Below are 16,255 nucleotides of genomic sequence, written 5' to 3'. Positions count from 1 at the left end.
CCATTAAGCGGCCTGCGATATGACCTTCGAAGGGTCTCTTACGGGTCGGAAGCAGCCCCTCGCGACGGGTGCCTGGCGTCTACCGAGGGGCGGATTTCGTAATGGACGGGTGCAGGCGCACCGCCGGATCGCCAAATACGATGTAGTTGCGAGCATCATCGCGGGCGATCCAGAGCTGTAAAAGCTTTCGATCCGTTTCCCCCGTTTCTTGAGACCGGGAAAGATCAGCGATCTGGGTCGCGATGGAGGCCCACTTGACGCTGAAACGATCGAGCGCGCTGCCAACTCGCCGACCTAGCATCAGCGCAAATAGGACGCTGCGAAAGCCCTGTGCCTGCTCGCCCATCCTCAGCGTCGCGAAGCTATAGGCGAAGGCTCGATCAATGTGCGCGATCACCGCGAGCGGTCCGCCGTCCGCTCGCCCGAGCATCGCCTGGAGAAGCCGCGCAATTCCAGGGCGATCAGCAATGCGGCGCGCAGCTCCTCGATCGCGAAAGGTATCCGTCGCACTATATCCGCCGCCGTAGCAGGCAAACAGTAGGTGGATTGCTCCTGCCGCTACGCCGCCTTCAGGCAGGTCGGAGGCTGCAAACCAATGGCTGGCTTCTATTTTTGTCCCGGGCCCACGCCAGTCTTGGCAGACGAGCGCGCCTTGGGTGACCGGAAGCAGCGGGTCTTCGGGCGGGAAAGCCATTCCATGTCCGCCGCTGAAAAGCAGCGCCGGCAAACCGCAATCACGCTTGCCGGTGATAAGCTCCGAGAACGCTGCCTTGGTCGCGGCCGCAGCGAGCATCGGTTCCCAGGAGAAATCGTTCAGTGGCGCGGTGGCGACGAGCGGCGCAGCGACCATCTCGTTAAACATCTCCGTTGCTTGGTCGCCAAGATGCCTCGGTGCGAAGACTGCTGCTGTGCGTCGGTGCGGGATCGATTGCGCGGTCTCATAACGAACCACGTTGGCAGCATAGTTCTGATAAGCTTCCAGCGTGTCGAAATGTATCCGTCCAACGGCCCAATACAGGTCTATTCGATACTGAAATTCGGCGGTGATTTGCTCTAGATCGCCGATCAACAGAAGATAATACGGCGCTCCCTTGGCGGGCTCGACTAGATCAAGGCCGATATCAAGCCGTTCGAGCCATGCCTCGGCCGTGTCGCCTTCCCGAACCCCCTGGTCATGTTTGAAAATGCGGAACTGCAAGCCAGCTTGCATCTTTCGATGCTCAATCAACGGGGCGAGTGCGTTCTCGATTTCTTCCGCCCTGGGGTCGGCAGCAGCAAATACAATCCCCCACCCGCTGCTGGAGAGATCCTCCTCATTGACCTCAACGACCGTCCCGAAGGTCATTGCGTCTTCGTGCCGCCGGATCGCCGCGGGATCATTGGCGTCCGTCGAGGCTCGCTTGGCAAAGCCCGAGGGATCGGGATCCGGGAGAGGCCTGCTCGTCTCGGCGTCAATGCCGAATGACGCGAACTTCGCGCTCGCGACGTCACGTTCCGCCACCACGTGCTCCTATCCTGTTGCCACTGCGGCGCTCCAGATGAGGTGCGCGACCTCGGGTCCAGCAATGTCGCTATGTGCGCCGCTCACGCCGTCACCGCGGCAGATGGCGCGGCTCGCTTCGATGTTATGAATGGCCCCACCTGCAAGGTCATAGGCGTCACCCGCGTCGAGGATCGCAATGTTGCGGACAGGAGCGCCGAGGCCTTGTGCGCCGTAGATGCCCAGAGCGCCAAATCGCGGCAGTTTGCCCGCATCAAAGTCAATCTGCCACCGCGCTGCGGCGCCGAGCGGGTAGAAATACGATAGGGCGCGGTCGTGGCGGCTCTGTGTCGTGACAATGGGGCCGTCGGCGAGCCGGCCCCCGATCAACCGCTCGAAATAGCCACGTCCGCTGCCGTAGTCGTTGTTCGAGCCGTAGGACCAGAGTGAAAGCGCACCCTGAATAAGGGCAAGCGAAGCGATTTGGTTGCCCTGTACACCCGGTCCCCCGGCAATCGCCGCGGAGGCGGCGATGCATCCGAAGCTATGTCCCATCACGTGCAGCCGCGCCATTGGATAGCGGTCCGCGAGTCGCCGTAAGAGCGAGTGGAAGCTCACCTCACCGAGGCTCCGCGCGCGATCCTTCATTTTCCAGAACGACAGCATCTGGAGCGGAGCGAGCAGAGAGCCGAACCTCTCAAGTCCAAACGAAGCTGGACCGCTGCTTGACGCCTCGAAAATTGCAGGCGCGTCGAAGGGAGGGTTGTCAGCGCCCGGCTGCGCAGTCGGGCCGCCGACGGTAAGCTCAGTCATCATCAGGTCGAGCGCCTCATAGGCCGCTCGAACGGTCTCCGGCATCGTCTGGGGCGCACTGTCGGCGAGCGCGTTGGCGATGATGACCTTGAGCGCTTCACGTAGTCCCGGTCGCTCGCCTAACCGTCCGGCATAAGCGTCGGCGAGTGCATCAACCTCCCGCCCTTCTGGTGGTGAAAAGCTCGCCGCAGCGGGCAATTCCTCGTCGCCCCAGGGCAGGCTCGGCCAGTGCAGCCCCACCAACATCGGTACGAAGCCCTGCGGCCGAAATGTAGCAAGACGCGCGCTGACATCGTGAAGCGCGAGTAGAGAGCTGAACCAGCGGTTATATTGGTCGATTGCGGCTGGGATATCACCCATCCAGCCGTGGATATTAATAAAGATATCGGTAGGGTCTGCCGAGGCATTCAGCAGCGCTTCAGACGCGATGCCACCGCTCGCGGGCCTTTCGGCACCGTCCGCGTCGAAGCACAAGAGAGCATAAGGTCGGTTTTGCCCAGGCCAGGTTACGACTGACATCGCCGTCTCACCTTACAATCGATCAACAGCACTCTCGGGCGTATCGTGCCGCGTCAGATCGGAAGGCCGACTGCCGTCGAAATGAGGAGCACCGAGCACGCCAACAAAAGAGAAAGTACCGGCGGCACCGCGAAAGATGACCGCCAGAGCGCGTCAATTATCCCAAATCATTCTATTGCGCTCTCATCTCAACCCAACAAACTTTGAGGTTTGGTCTTAGAGCTCTGAACTCGATTATCGTTGCGAGAGATATCCGAGATAACTCTAAAATCGGACACAGTACGGTTTGTACAAACTTAGACGTAAAGCCGCGCGAATCCTGGCAACGAGCCGCATCTAACGTCAGATGGATATTGAGCTGCGGAGATAATAATGGCTGGATTTTCTCGGAAGTCAAGTTAGACTGTCTCGCCATTTCAAAGCAGCGGATGGGACCATCTCGAATCGATCGTCGCTCCAGGGGAAGCGGGAGAAGAGACATGAACGATACGGGCTATCCGAGCGAGAGCGGTTACGATTTTCAGGCGCTGGCCGACCGCGAAGCGGAAATCGCCGACGCCGAACAAGAGCCCTTCGTGCCCGATTTCGGGGTGGCGCCCTTGCCGGTGTCGGACGCGGCTTTGGCGCTTATCGTCCGCCATGAGACAGGCGGCCGCCCGTTCTATGAAAAGGTGATCAAAGCGCGGCCAATCTGGCCGGCCGGAGCGTCCGGCGTCACGATCGGGTTCGGATACGACATCGGGTATGTTTCTGCCGCTGACCTGCGCCGTGACTGGGCCGAGCTCGGCAGCAATTCTTTAGACCGGCTCGCGAGGGCATGCGGCCGCCACGGCGACCCGGCGCTGGCGGCGCTCGCCGCGTCAATGTCGGACATACGCGTGTCTTGGGACATGTCAGAGCGCGTCTTCAAAGCCCGCACGCTTCCGAAGTTCGTGCTTCTGACGATGTCGTCGCTTGCAAACACCGATGAACTCTCGCCTGATAGCTTCGGCGCGCTTGTTTCTCTCACGTTCAATCGCGGCGCTTCCTTCGCGATCCGGTGGAATCCGGCGAAGGATCCGAAGGACCGCTATCGCGAAATGCGCGCGATAAAGGACGCCATGGCGGCGAAGCAGTTTACTGGAATCCCGGACCTAATACGTTCGATGACGCGGCTTTGGCGTGGCACGGCTATCGAGGCCGAGATGACGAGGCGACGCAAGAACGAGGCAGCGCTGTTCGCCTACGGTCTCACGACGCAATCCGCGCCCTTTGTCCCAAGTTTCGACCTTTCTGATGATGACGGTTCCGGCGCGGGAATACCTGGCACCTCTGACGACCAAGAGGCGCCCGATGGCGCAGAATTCGAGGGACAGGCCGACGCGTTCGATTTTGCGCCGGCGATCAGCGCGGCGGCGGTCCGCTGGGCTGAGGACGAAAGGTCTCCGGATTACGCGCATCTCGTCGAGGCGCCCCCGACCGGTGGACTTTTCCGGCTCAACGCCGCTGCGCTGGAAGCGCTGAGCGAGGCCAACGACTTCGCGCTGCCCGACGGTGCCCGAATCCTTTTTGGCCTGCGCGGCTGTGCTATCGTCGATGGCGGCGGCGGCTTCTCAGAGTCGGTGACGCTTCGCGATATCCGCCCTGACCATCAGGTGGCGCGCTGCGTCCTCGGCGTCTGGGACCGCGCAAAGAGCCAGATCGCAGTGTTCGCCGGATCTACGGTACCGAATGCTGCGGCGGTCGTGTCATGGCGCGCGAAACACGACAGGGGAAACCTGCTCTCGACTGGTCTCTACGGCTATATTGTCGGCACCCATAACGGGAAGCCGGGCTGCTTCTTGCTCCGGAAGACGGCAAGCGTCTTCAGAGAGGTCGTGGTACGCCGCAGCTCAGCTGACCTCGAGTACTCACTCGGCGATATGGCGCACGTCTGCACCCCTGGTGACAACATACACCCGACGTTCTTTCAAACGACGGCAGCATTCTCGTCGGTCGGCTGCCAAGTGGTGGTCGGCTCGGCGAGCCCCGCTGGTGACCACAGGGGACCGTGGGCGAAATTCCGCGAGATGGCTGGCCAAGTTGGACCAGCAGGCACCCCTGGAGCCCCGTATTTCTATATGCTGCTCACCGGCGCCGAGGCTGCGCTCGCGAGAAGCGCACCGCCGAGGCGGCTGCGCTTCGGTTCGTCCGGCGAGCGCGTGCGTGCCATGCAGGAAAAGCTGGGTATCAGTGCTCCCGATGGTGAATTCGGTCCGGCGACGTCTGCCGCGCTTCACGCGCTCCAGAAGAAGCGCGCGCAGGGACGGTCGGACGGCATTTACACGCCCTCGCTCGATGTGGCGCTCGACTGGTCAATTCTCGGAGCTTAGAAATGGCGCAGGGTGTGACTGTGTCGCCCGATTCCACGGGTCTGATCTACCGCTCCGCAGACGATGGGCCGGGTCTGCATGCCCTACTCATTGGCATCAGCTCTTACAAGTTCCTCAAAGGAGGCGAAGAGGAGCAACAGAACAATTACGGTCTCGATCAGCTCGACTCGGCTGCTCGGACGGCAAGCGAAATTCAGCGGTGGCTACTTGAGCCGTCCGCCGAGCTCGCCTGGCCGGTGCGCACCATCCGCCTACTCGCGTCACCTAGCGAGGTCGAGGCCTACGAGCATCCGGTGCTTGCAAATTGTCTGCCGGCCACGTTGGCGAATTTGAAGCGGGCGGTCCGCGCCTGGCGCATCGACGCTTCGCAGGATCCAACCGGCGCGACGCTCTTCTACTATTCCGGTCACGGAATACAGCGGACGCGTGGGGACTCACTGCTTCTACTCGCAGATTTCCTCGACCCAAGTGAGTCACTTCTCGGCCGCGCTATTGACTTTATCGAGATCTACAACGGCATGGCCGAGCCGCCGTTCGAGTGCCGGGCGCGAACCCAATTCTATTTCGTCGATGCCTGTCGCACAGACGTCAGGGGTATCCAGGCGCTCGCCAACCCGGTGCCAGCGACGATTTGGGATATAAGCGAGGGAGGGCGAGACGATCGCGTCGCCCCGATCTTCTTCGGCGCCTCGGTCGGCCGACCCGCGTTCGGCTCGCTTCTCCCATGCGGTATTTCGGCTTTTGGAGCAGATGTGTTGGCGTGCTTGAGCGGGGGGGGAGCCGATCTCATCCGGGGGCCGAGCGGCGATCGATGGACGGTAACGATCGGCTCTATGGCAGAAGCCATGGCGCGGCTCGTTGACGAAGCCAATAACAAGCGCGGCCGCGACCTGCGCAGTCTTTCCTTCGATAAATGGACTAAGCTCGACATACCAATTGTCACGCTTAAAGAACCGCCAGAGGTCGACTGCCGGTTCACAATCAGCCCTTCCGACGCTGTGCCGCATACCTCGGTCGTGCTCGACGCGCTCCAAGACGCAGCCCCCTACACTTTCGGGCCGCCGTGTGAGACCGCACGAATGTACCGCGCGCGGGCCGGGGGATATGTGGTCAGCGCAAAGATTTTGCCGGAAGTTGCGGCGACTTATCGCGCATTCAGTAAGCAAATCATCACGATAAAGCCGCCATATTTCGATTTCGATCTCAGCTTCATTGCCGAACCTTCCGCATGAGGACCGAACGATTAAAAAACCGGCTGGGCGGCTTGCCTGCAGAAGTGCGAGACCAAAATTTCGCGCTACTCGCGCGCTCGACCGTTTCTGGACTCTCGCAGGCGATTACGGAAGCGGCCAAGACCGATCAGGTTGCCTACGTTTCGGTAGCGCTCCCGAACGGAACCACAGCTGCGACCGCGGTGGATATAACGGAAAAATCGGCAAGCTCAATGAAGGGCATTTACAAAAAGCTAGGTACGCTTCCCGCCGTCACCGCTTTTATCGACTCGGAGGTCACCTCGCGGGTAGCCGCGAGCGCCCATTTTCCCGCGGCGACGCGTGCTCAACTCATCCTAGGAAGCGGCAAGCGTCAGAACATCGCAAGCGCAGTCGAACTCGACACCGAGAGTTCTTCGATCCGAGTCTCCCGCGGTGCGAATGAGGGAGTCGCGACTGTCAGGTTGTGGCTTGAGAATGATTTGCTACTGTCGGTCGTAATCGCGTCGGGTGCAACTGTCGAGCTGACGCCAACGGCCACGACCATCTCTTGTACATTAGCGACCGGAGTTCCGATCGTGGACGACATGATGCGGTTCCGCGCAGCGGGTCAAGTACGTGAAGTTGCAGTCATTCTCGACAGTATGTCCGGAAAGGAGGTCCTCCGATATCTCGGCAATCATCCGGCCGCAAGTATGCTATTAGGTTATGGATTGCTGCGCAGTGGAGACATCGCGCAAATGTTTGGTCCGTTTGCGAGAGCGGCGAAGCTACGGCCAGATATCAGCGACGCCGCCGTATTGGCCGGGGAAGCCGCCGCGCGTCTTGGTCTGCACTCAGATGCCCTCGCCTTCTTCTCAGCGGCAGCAAAGGCAGGTCTGCCGGCGTTCAGTTTTGGCGTCAATTATTTGGTGGACCGGCTCCGCACCTATGGTCCTAGGCCAGGGGGCCCCTTCTCCGATGAAGCCGCGTTGAACTTGGCAAACAAAGCGCTTGCGCAGGTTCAGCCTTTTGCGCCGGCGATGTTGCATGGAGCCATCGCCACGACGTATAGAATGGAACGATGATCTGTCGTATATAATCTTCAGAAACGCATATACCGTCCTTGCGACTTTTTAATAGATGTGTAAGCGATTTATAGTTCCTGGGTTACGCATAAGACACAGCATTACCAGAATAACCTCACATTCCAACCTTCTTATAAGCCGCGGTTCTTGACGGCGCAGGGGTCGTTCCTTAGCGACCGGCTTTTCTTCCCAACTGACGCGCTCATGCGCCACGGCCCTGAGTTGGTGGCACTGGGGCCCGCTCATGGGTTCAGAGTTCTCGCCGGAGACGATCTTTATCTGTAACCGATCGGCTGGCACCACGCCCGGTCTGAGCGCGGCGTGCTAATCTGCTGGGATGGCGGTCGGCGAGGAACGCATCGGCGAGGCGGTGCTCGCCCTTTTGTGGCTGACGCTCCACGACGAGCGTCGGACCTGGAAAGGCTTCGACTGGGCTGCGCTGGGCCGTCTCCACGCCAAGGGGCTCATCGCCGACCCGGTCGGGCGCGCCAAGTCGGTGGTGCTGACCGACGAGGGCCTGCGCCAATCCGAGGCGCTGTTTCGGACCCTGTTCACACGATCCGTCTGACGCGCCAGGGTGGCGGCGTTCTCAGGCCACGGCTTGGAGCGTGGGTGTGCTCGGGTAGGCCCGGGGCAGAAGCTCGTCGAGGCGCCGCTGCGGATGCCCCTCGACGATGCGGGTCATGACGTCGGCCAGGTAGGTCTGCGGCTCGACGCCGTTGAGCTTGCAGGTCTCAATCAGCGAGGCGATCACCGCCCAATGCTCGCCCCCGCCGTCGGATCCGGCAAAGAGCGCATTCTTGCGATTGAGGGCCAGAGGTCGGATCGCCCGCTCGACGGTGTTGGAGTCGATCTCGACGCGCCCGTCGTCGAGGAACAGGCTCAGCCCCGCCCAGCGGCTCAGGGCGTAGCGGATCGCCTCGGCCAAGTTGCTCTTGCGGCTCAAGAGGCCGAGCTTCTCCCGCAACCATGCCTCCAGCGCCTCGACCACCGGCCGGCTTCGTTCCTGCCGGGCCGCCTGTCGTTCCTCGGCCGAGCGACCGCGGATCTCGGCCTCGATCCGGTAGAGCGCGGCGATGCGCGACAGCGTCTCCGTCGCGATCGGCGAGGCGGCGGCGAGATCATAGAATTGCCGGCGCACATGGCTCCAGCTTTAGGCCAGCCGCACTGCGCCGCCCTTGGCCAGGCTCTCGTAGGCCGCGTAGCCGTCGACCTGCAGCACGCCTGCAAACCCGCAGAGATGCGCGATCGGTCGTCCGGCTGTGCGATCGGGCGCGTACACGTAGGCGACGCCCGGCGGATCCGTCCCGCCCCAGGGCCGGTCGTCGCGCGCATACGCCCAAAGCTGGCCGGTCTTGGTGCGACCGCGGCCCGGATCGAGCACCGGTGCCGTGGTCTCGTCGGCAAACAGCTTGCCCGAGCGCTTGAGCGTCTCCAGCAGTCGCCCGTGCACGGGCCGAAGCAGGAAGGCGGCGCGCCCGACCCAGTCGGCCAGCGTCGAGCGGTCGAGGCTGACGCCCTGGCGGGCGAAGATCTGCGCCTGCCGGTAGAGCGGCAGTTGGTCGGCGTATTTGGAGACGAGGACCTGCGCGACCAGAGCGTCGGTGGGTAGACCGCCCTCGATCACCCGCGCCGGCGCGGGTGCCTGCACGACAGCGTCCCCGCAGGCCCGGCAGGCATAGCGTGGGCGGCGGATCACCAGCACTCGGAACTGCGCCGGCACCACATCGAGGCGCTCAGAGACGTCCTCGCCGATCCGGTGCAGGGCGCCCGAGCAGCATGGGCAGACGAGGTTGCCGATATCCACGACGGTTTCGACCCGCGGCAGATGGGCGGGCAGTGCACCACGGTTCGTGCGCCGCTTGACCCTCCGGGCCTCGTTCTTGGCGGGCTCCGTTTCCTCGGCGGCAAAGCGCGCAGCCTCGACCTGCTCGGCCTCCTCAAGCCCGAGCAGAAGCTGATCCTCGGGCAGGCTCTCGGCGCGACGTACGAAGCGGTGGCGCTGCATCGCCAGGATGATCTGGCGCAGCCGCTCGTTCTCGGCGCGCTCCTCGGCGAGCAGCGCCTTGAGCGTCTCGGGATCGTCGGACGAGGGCGAAGCAGGCGCGGCCACGAAGCGGATTAGAGCAGATCCGCCAGTGACTTACCACCGCGATGAAGCCCGTCCGCCAGTCTTTTTGCTCAGCCTGCAACCGCCGGCACGCTCACGGCACGCGCCGCATGGACGCGCTTCCAGTCCAAACCTTCGGCGAGCGCCGCGAGCTGCGCCGCGCTCAGCCGGACCACGCCGTCCTCGATCTTCGGCCAACAGAACTGGCCAGCCTCCAAACGCTTGACCGCGAGGATCAGTCCGCTTCCATCCCAAACCAGGAGGTTCACCCGGTCGGCGCGTTTTGACCGGAACACGTAGACCGTACCGGAGAACGGATCTCCACCCATCGCGTCCCGGACCAGAGCGGCCAGCCCGTCCATGCCCTTGCGGAAGTCCACCGGCCGGGTGGCCAGCATCACGCGCACCGCGCCGGAGGGCCCGATCATGGGCAAGCCTTCAGCGCCCGGATCACCGCGGTGATCTGCGCCTCGCTTGCGTCCGCGCCGATGCGCACCACGGCGCCGGCCATCTCCACCTCGATCCCGACAGCAGGCCTGCTCTGAGGACGGATGCCGGCCCGGGGCGACGATGCGGATGACGCAGAGGCAGGCTCATCGAGGAGAACCGGTACGAAGGCCGCTGCCCTTCCACTGACTGTCGGCGCCTTCCGCGCCTCGCGCAGCCAGGTAAACAGGTGCTGCGGGCTCATCCCGTTCCGGCGCGCGACCACCGACACGACGGCACCCGGTGCCATGACCTCAGCCAGGATCCGTCTGCGCTCGGACTGCGACCAGCGTCGCCGGCCGCTCGCGGTGGTGATCACCTCAAACCGCCGAACGGTTTGCGGCGGCTCGACCATATGCTCGACCATAGATACAAAACGATCCCATCCAGGGACCGTCAGCATCATCCTCTACGCCGGCCAGCGAAAGGTGGGCTCGAAACATCGCATACGATTCACCCGGCTCATGGCTAAGCTGTTTCACACGTGAGATGCCGATCAGGGCTGGCCACTGCCGCCCTTGCTGCACGAGTTCGTGCCGCTCGGGCAAATGGCGCACCTCGTGAGCGATGCGGTGCGGTAGGCGCTCGAGCGCTCGGCCATTTTCGCCACCTACACAGAGGAGCGCGGATACCCCGTGCTATCATCCCTACATGATGGTGGCCCTGCTGCTCTACGGCTATAGCTGCGGCCTGTACTCCCCGCGCCAACTCGCCCGTGCCTGCGAGGAGCGGGTCGACGTCATTGCCGTGACCGGCCCGAACCAATCGGATTTCCGCACCATTGCCGATTCAAGCGTGTCGCCCCTTCGCCGAACCCGGGTGGCCGGCCATCGGTGGCGCTGGAGGTACGAGAGGCACCGTGTGCCTACACGGCCGAGATGCTGGGCGTCTCGTGAACGTGGCGATGGATGATGGCGCCCCTGCGGCCGCCCATGTAGCAGCAGCAACCGCGGTGCTTGATCGCGGACACGGCAAGCCAACCGTAAGCGTTGATGCTAAAGTGGAGAAGGTCGATTCCTACCGCGCATTCCTTGAAGTCTTAATCGAGATCAATTCAGATTTATCAGTTATTAACGGCAACAGGGCACCCGCGAACGAAATGCAGCGCAGCTTATAGGCGGACAGTGTAGACCGCCGTAAGCGCCCACAGCTGTAGATCATATTTTGCTGTAATCGTGCTTCACCCTTCTCGTCATTCTGGTCATCACAACGGCCAGTTGACGACTCTGACAATCCGAGCGGAACGTGCATCAAGAGGCCTCCGCGCGTAATTTCACACTGGCCTCAAGTAAACATACTCAAGCTGAAAGATGCATTTGCGGCCTCAAAGAAACCTACCGGACAATTTGGAAGCCGGTAGATCGATTCAAATGGCTATTAAGATACTAAGCCTATTCGGTGGCTGCGGCGCCCGCCCGGACAGAGTCGACGGCGCGGCCGGGCACTACCTCAATACGGTAGACGGTATTGAGGAAAGCGATTACGAACAGGCAAGCGATCCCCAAAACTGTTATTCCAACTATAGAGCTCTGAATCTTAACACCTGAAGAGCTGAACTCCAAATTGGTCTTTGAATTTCTTAAATCTTCTGCTTCAGACTGCGCGAGGTCTCGAGCTGAACATCTCTGAGACCATAACAATTGATAAGCTGCAAGCGCAACGCCAGCACACGTCAGTAATACGACTAGCATCAGCACCACGTTGGACGCCATTATTTGCCATTGGAAGACCTTCACCCTGATTCCTGCCAGCTCGGCTTCCGCCTTGAATCTCGCTACGTTGTACGCGCGGCAACTCTCTGCGACGGCGGGCTCAAACGACTGGCAAATGCCCTGGGTCTGATCGGCGCGAGACTTCTGAGCAAGCGCCTCTATCCGTCGCCTTGCATCATCTTTTTCTGATGACTGCGCTGGGCATTCTGCCGGTAATGTTAGTGCCGTCAAGGTAAGTAAACAGGCGAGGCTTCGGGTTACCTCAATGGGCATGGACAGCTCTCTGGATAATCTCCGTATTTTCTGATGTATCTTACACATTCGTTGACCAATTGGTCCCGGGCCACCGCCGCCGACGCTTTCGGCAATGGTACATCTTCGGGGATTCCTATCCCCCCATCGCGCGTCAATAAGGCGATGACCTTGGTTCGGCACTGCTTTTCAAGCTTTGGAACTTGCGCCTCTCCACCGTTACTATAGCAGAGCAGCAGTCCAATAATGCTCAAACGTTTTAGATGCATACATCGCTCCTACTTGCTCGGATCGATGAACGTGATGGAGAGCACGACCTGATAGACCCCGCTCCTAGGCAATCTCCGCAAATGCAGTTCGATATCGTCATCGGTCTGTGAGTATGTATACCTCCGGGCGTTGTCGGACATATTCCCCTTCCTTGCATTTCCGGCCAGGCACACCTCCAAGCTCCGCGCCATCATCGAGAACACGGCCTTAGCATCCGGCGCCTCAGCAAACTCTTCTAGACATTCAAATTCCGCCTGCGCTTCGTCGCCTGAGATTTCGCAAGTAGATAGACGTCCCAGAGTTACCTTTGAGCCGTAGCTGTGCGTATTAAAGTCAAACCCAGACCTGATCGAGCTGAAGTGCGCCCCTGCTGACATAAGAGCTCGGTTCAGTCCAGAACAAAACTCGTCCGAGTGGGACGGTGTTGGCTCGACACACGCAAGCGCAAGCAATAATATTGGCCCCACAGCGAAACCACGGGGCACTACTGATAGGAAAATTGAATTTCCCATACCCGTGAGCCGTAGTCTATTTGTAATTTGAACTCGTGAGGTCCATCGGAAAAGGTGGCCCATCGATAGTCTCCGCTTTGATCAACGGAAGGAGAGTTGTCGCTGCAAGCCCTAAGATTTCTGAGAAAATCCTGGAAAAACGATGTCCCCTCATTAGCATTTTTGAAGTACCAGCTACATCGATATTCAGGCTCATCCTCGGAGAGTTCGTTGATGCGGCATTTGCCGCCTTCCATCGAGAACGACGTCGCCCGATATGAGCTTGACTCGAAGCGCTTCTTGCCGGAAATCTCCGCAAATCTATTCTTCGCATATGCTCTAATCGAGTTTATGGAGGAACAATCCGCTGACATGCACGGACAAAGGCAAGCTAAATATAGTGCACCACTGGCCACGACCTGGCGATGCAGTTTCGAGGTATTACAGCGTAGAAACATAGGAGTACCCGCGATTTGAGGCTGCGTTAACGTAAGATGAGGTGAATTGTGTGTTAAGCGACGCTCTGCTGTATCCGTCAGAGCGCCCGGCGAGCATTGCAGCGACGCGTTGTTCCGGGCTGCCGTACGGCCTCCCCCGGAATTGACCCGATTTCCCCCCACGTAGATATATGGCGTCACTAAAAACGTTTATATCCATGGCTAATCCATATCGTTGCTTGTGGCCCATGTACCATCCCGACATGTAGTCTGCGTGCAGTTCAAGCTTGTCGTCGAGACCTGCCCGATATTGATATGCATGAGCCCATTCGTGCGCCATGGCGCCGATCACGCTCGAAGGCCACGATTCGCCAACGCGCTTTTGCTCGGCGATCAAGAGAGAAAGTCCAATTAGTATGCGCGCGTGAGCTCCATCCACCCGTAGAGCTATGCCGCCGAATGGCGCAGCTCTGTCGTCGTAAATAAATACTTCTGGTGCATATCGACTATTCAAGAAAACAAAGAATGTGTTCAATGCGTTTATTTCCTCGGCGAGATGGTCATCAAATTGACTAAAGCCGGAACGAGGCAATACACGCCGCATGTCGTACTTGAAATTCTCGTCTTCGTAACCCGGCTCGATTCCACAAAGACGAGGATGTGATCTTATATAAGCTCCTGAAGGCACTTGCGCTCCAGCCGTCCTCGATAAGCAGCAGGAACAAGCCACAGCCAAAGGTGCCTGTAACAGCGAGCGCCGGGTTACCATATCTCGATTTCCCCCTGATCTAAGTAATGCCTACCATCCACCAAACGGCGCGCCAACGCAATGCTGTTTAAGATAGCTTAGGCTTCCGGCAGTTCCGGCAAGGTCAGGTTTTGCGAAATTTGACGGGACATGCGCCCGCGTCGAGAAGGGGGGACTCTCGCTTTGAGAAAGTATCCTCTCTATCTCAGGAGCCGACTTGGGCGCATAATGAGTTCAGGCGCGACTTCGTGGCGAATGCTCTCTTCGTTTTAATGTGCAGGTGTCTTTCGAGTGGCGTGATTAGTCGAGTATCTGGGGATTGGTTTCGTTTACATAGTAAGCTTGTTTCGCGAAAGCTTCGTGGGTGCGCCTCGAGGCAGCGACGCACAGCTCTGCGCTCACTTGGCTGACTTCGTCAGCGCCAGCTTCGCACGCCGTGTGAAGACCCTGCGCGGCCTCACGCCCTACGAAGCTATCTGCAAGGCATGGTCCGCTGTGCCCGTCCGCTTCAGGTTAAACCCGATCCACCAAATGCCGGGTCCAAACATCTAGAGCCGGTCCCGGGCCGCTTGCGACGGGTGAGCGGGTGGCGCGTTATTGGGTGAAGGAGCATGCCCATGCCTTCACCTTTGTCCGTCGACTTACGCGAGCGTGTCGTGGCTGCCGTGGCGGCAGGGGCCTCGTGCCACCGCGCCGCAGCTCGCTTCCGGGTCAGCGTGTCCAGCGCCAGCCGCTGGTCGCAGCGCGCCCACCAAGAGGGCCATGTCGCGCCAAAGCCGATGGGCGGCGATCACACCTCGAAGCGCATCGAGGCGCATGCCGCACTGATCCTGGCGACCTCCCAGCAGGAGCCGCGTCTCTTCCTGCGCGAACTGCGCGACCGACTGGCTGAGCAGGGCGTCCAGACCAGCACAAGCGGCCTGTCGCGCTTCTTCCAGCGACACGCGATCAGCTGGAAAAGGGGGCGACGTTCGCAGCTGAGCAGGAGCGTGACGACGTAAGAGCGGCGCGCGAGGCGTGGTTCGAGGCGCAGCCCGAGCTCGATCCGGACCGGCTGGTGTTCTTGGACGAGTTGGCGGCGGCCACCAACATGGCGCGGCGCTACGGCTGGGCCCCACGCGGCGAGCGCTGCCGGCTTACAGCCTGTCAAACGGCGTAGAACTTTGGGTTCTCCGTCATTTCGTGTGGTGGAATGGGATGATCGGGAGCTGTCGAGCGTAGCGTCGATTCGGATGGGATGAATGCGATCCCCGAGCCGCCCATGCCCAAGCGCCTGCTCCCCTTCGTCCCGTCCTCGTTGCGCGTCATCGCGGTCGCCTCCGAGCCCGGGCGTGTGACGGTGTTGGCCGTGCCGCGGTCGGCGGCATCGTGCTGTCCGGTCTGTCGAAGGCATTCGGATCGAAGCAACGGCTCCTACGAGCGCCGCCTCGCCGACCTGCCCTGGCAGGGGCGGTCCGTCAGCCTACGCGTGCGCCTGCGACGCCTGTGCTGCCGCAACCCCGTCTGCCCCCGCCGCACCTTCAGCCAGAGCCTGCCGGACGTCGCCGTCCCGCGCGCCAGGCGCTCCCGACGGCTTCAGGATGTGCAGCGGCATCTCGGCCTCGCCCTCGGCGGAGCGCCGGCCGCACGACTGGCCCACCGGCTGGCGCTCCCGGCCAGCCCATCCACCTTCCTCCGCATGGTGCGGGCCGGGCCGGCCCCGATACCACGGCTGCCACGCATCATCGCCATCGGCGAGTGGGCCTGGCGGCGCGGGCGCCGCTACGGAACGATCATCGCCGATCTGGAACGCGACGCCATCGCGGAGCTCTTGCCCGATCGCGACGCAGACACCGTTGCTGACTGGCTCCGGCGCCATCCCAGCGTCGAGATCGTCGCCCGCGACCGGGCCGAGGTCTACGGCGAGGGCGTCCGGCAGGGGGCGCCCGGGGCAGTGCATGTCCTCGACCGCTGGCATGTGCTGCGCAATCTGGGCGAGGCCCTGCAGGAGGCTGTCACCGGCCAGCACAGCGTGATCCGCTCGGTGGCACGGACATTTGGGGACGAACGGGCCGCCGCGCTTCGGGCCGAGCGGAACCGACTTCGCCCCCTTTACGTCGGCCGACCGACACAAGCAGGAAAGGCACGCTCCCCGTCAGGCGCGCCACACCGAACTCCGGCGCCTTCACGCGGCCGGTGCTTCCGTCGCCGGCCTAGCCCGCCATCTCGATCTCGACCGCAAGACCATAGGGCGATGGCTGTGTGATTAGGCGTGGAATAAGGACCCCGTTTTCGGGGTGATCGGCGTCCAAACGGGACCCCCAGGACA

At 61.3% G+C, this 16,255-nt stretch carries 11 protein-coding genes and 4 pseudogenes; 9 read left to right on the top strand and 6 right to left on the bottom strand.

Translation table 11 applies throughout. From position 1 onward, the window contains the following. Window positions 1-79 precede the first annotated feature (79 nt). A complete protein-coding gene (locus tag M6G65_RS27000; protein WP_238199120.1) occupies window positions 80-1,501 on the bottom strand; it encodes a hypothetical protein in 1,422 nt (473 codons plus the stop codon). Window positions 1,502-1,510: 9 nt separating this feature from the next. Then, window positions 1,511-2,767 (bottom strand): hypothetical protein, encoded by a 1,257-nt coding sequence (locus M6G65_RS26995; protein WP_250103105.1) that lies wholly within the window; start codon window positions 2,765-2,767, stop codon window positions 1,511-1,513. A gap of 524 nt (window positions 2,768-3,291) precedes the next feature. Between M6G65_RS26995 and M6G65_RS26990 the strand changes: the two genes are divergently transcribed. The 4 genes from M6G65_RS26990 to M6G65_RS26975 all read left to right on the top strand — a co-directional run bounded on the left by M6G65_RS26990 (window position 3,292) and on the right by M6G65_RS26975 (window position 8,009). After that, the gene (locus M6G65_RS26990; RefSeq protein ID WP_250103104.1) at window positions 3,292-5,163 is read left to right on the top strand and encodes a peptidoglycan-binding protein; all 1,872 of its coding nucleotides are present in this window, start codon (window positions 3,292-3,294) and stop codon (window positions 5,161-5,163) included. Window positions 5,164-5,165: 2 nt separating this feature from the next. Next, window positions 5,166-6,395 carry a caspase family protein gene (locus M6G65_RS26985; RefSeq protein WP_238199123.1) on the top strand — a complete coding sequence of 410 codons (1,230 nt, stop codon included), beginning with the start codon at window positions 5,166-5,168 and terminating at the stop codon, window positions 6,393-6,395. Then, window positions 6,392-7,441, top strand: a complete 1,050-nt coding sequence (locus M6G65_RS26980; RefSeq protein ID WP_238199124.1) for a hypothetical protein — start codon at window positions 6,392-6,394, stop codon at window positions 7,439-7,441. The genes M6G65_RS26985 and M6G65_RS26980 overlap by 4 nt, the downstream gene beginning before the upstream one ends. A 337-nt stretch (window positions 7,442-7,778) precedes the next feature. Beyond that, window positions 7,779-8,009, top strand: coding sequence for a DUF6429 family protein (locus M6G65_RS26975; protein WP_250103103.1), 231 nt, complete (start codon window positions 7,779-7,781; stop codon window positions 8,007-8,009). Window positions 8,010-8,030: 21 nt separating this feature from the next. Here the strand turns inward: M6G65_RS26975 and tnpC are convergent. The 3 genes and pseudogenes from tnpC to tnpA form a co-directional block, all read right to left on the bottom strand. Continuing rightward, window positions 8,031-9,554, bottom strand: a pseudogene (gene tnpC, locus M6G65_RS26970) (IS66 family transposase). Between the two features lie 68 nt (window positions 9,555-9,622). After that, window positions 9,623-9,979, bottom strand: coding sequence for an IS66 family insertion sequence element accessory protein TnpB (tnpB, locus tag M6G65_RS26965; protein ID WP_250103102.1), 357 nt, complete (start codon window positions 9,977-9,979; stop codon window positions 9,623-9,625). Next, a complete protein-coding gene (gene tnpA, locus M6G65_RS26960) occupies window positions 9,976-10,443 on the bottom strand; it encodes an IS66-like element accessory protein TnpA (RefSeq protein ID WP_238199127.1) in 468 nt (155 codons plus the stop codon). The genes tnpB and tnpA overlap by 4 nt, the downstream gene beginning before the upstream one ends. 103 nt (window positions 10,444-10,546) lie before the next feature. Between tnpA and M6G65_RS26955 the strand changes: the two are divergent. After that, window positions 10,547-10,826 (top strand): annotated as a pseudogene (locus tag M6G65_RS26955) (transposase); the annotation flags it as partial. Window positions 10,827-10,929: 103 nt separating this feature from the next. Continuing rightward, window positions 10,930-11,154: a hypothetical protein gene (locus M6G65_RS26950; RefSeq protein ID WP_238199129.1), complete on the top strand. Its 225-nt coding sequence runs from the start codon at window positions 10,930-10,932 to the stop codon at window positions 11,152-11,154. Between the two features lie 274 nt (window positions 11,155-11,428). On the opposite strand, the gene M6G65_RS26945 is transcribed toward M6G65_RS26950, so the two are convergent. Then, a complete protein-coding gene (locus tag M6G65_RS26945; protein ID WP_238199130.1) occupies window positions 11,429-12,022 on the bottom strand; it encodes a hypothetical protein in 594 nt (197 codons plus the stop codon). 2,312 nt (window positions 12,023-14,334) lie between these two features. Between M6G65_RS26945 and M6G65_RS26940 the strand changes: the two are divergent. The 3 genes and pseudogenes from M6G65_RS26940 to M6G65_RS34110 all read left to right on the top strand — a co-directional run. Beyond that, window positions 14,335-14,499 (top strand): annotated as a pseudogene (locus M6G65_RS26940) (IS481 family transposase); the annotation flags it as partial. A gap of 65 nt (window positions 14,500-14,564) precedes the next feature. Next, window positions 14,565-15,091: pseudogene (locus M6G65_RS26935) on the top strand (IS630 family transposase); the annotation flags it as partial. A gap of 93 nt (window positions 15,092-15,184) precedes the next feature. Then, window positions 15,185-16,192, top strand: coding sequence for an ISL3 family transposase (locus M6G65_RS34110; RefSeq protein ID WP_430929515.1), 1,008 nt, complete (start codon window positions 15,185-15,187; stop codon window positions 16,190-16,192). The last annotated feature ends 63 nt before the right edge of the window (window positions 16,193-16,255 follow it).

The organism is Methylobacterium tardum, assembly GCF_023546765.1.
Lineage (GTDB): Bacteria > Pseudomonadota > Alphaproteobacteria > Rhizobiales > Beijerinckiaceae > Methylobacterium > Methylobacterium tardum.
Note: the sequence above shows the minus strand (reverse complement) of the source record. Positions and strands in the feature narration are given on the sequence as shown.

What these genes read in the sequence shown, in the direction of transcription:
- M6G65_RS26980 (WP_238199124.1), top strand. Translation starts at nt 6,392, where the DNA reads ATGAGGACCGAACGATTAAAAAACCGGCTGGGCGGCTTGCCTGCAGAA.
- M6G65_RS34110 (WP_430929515.1), top strand. Translation starts at nt 15,185, where the DNA reads ATGAATGCGATCCCCGAGCCGCCCATGCCCAAGCGCCTGCTCCCCTTC.
- M6G65_RS26975 (WP_250103103.1), top strand. Translation starts at nt 7,779, where the DNA reads ATGGCGGTCGGCGAGGAACGCATCGGCGAGGCGGTGCTCGCCCTTTTG.
- tnpB (WP_250103102.1), bottom strand. Translation starts at nt 9,979, where the DNA reads ATGATCGGGCCCTCCGGCGCGGTGCGCGTGATGCTGGCCACCCGGCCG.
- M6G65_RS26985 (WP_238199123.1), top strand. Translation starts at nt 5,166, where the DNA reads ATGGCGCAGGGTGTGACTGTGTCGCCCGATTCCACGGGTCTGATCTAC.
- tnpA (WP_238199127.1), bottom strand. Translation starts at nt 10,443, where the DNA reads ATGATGCTGACGGTCCCTGGATGGGATCGTTTTGTATCTATGGTCGAG.
- M6G65_RS26945 (WP_238199130.1), bottom strand. Translation starts at nt 12,022, where the DNA reads ATGCCCATTGAGGTAACCCGAAGCCTCGCCTGTTTACTTACCTTGACG.
- M6G65_RS26990 (WP_250103104.1), top strand. Translation starts at nt 3,292, where the DNA reads ATGAACGATACGGGCTATCCGAGCGAGAGCGGTTACGATTTTCAGGCG.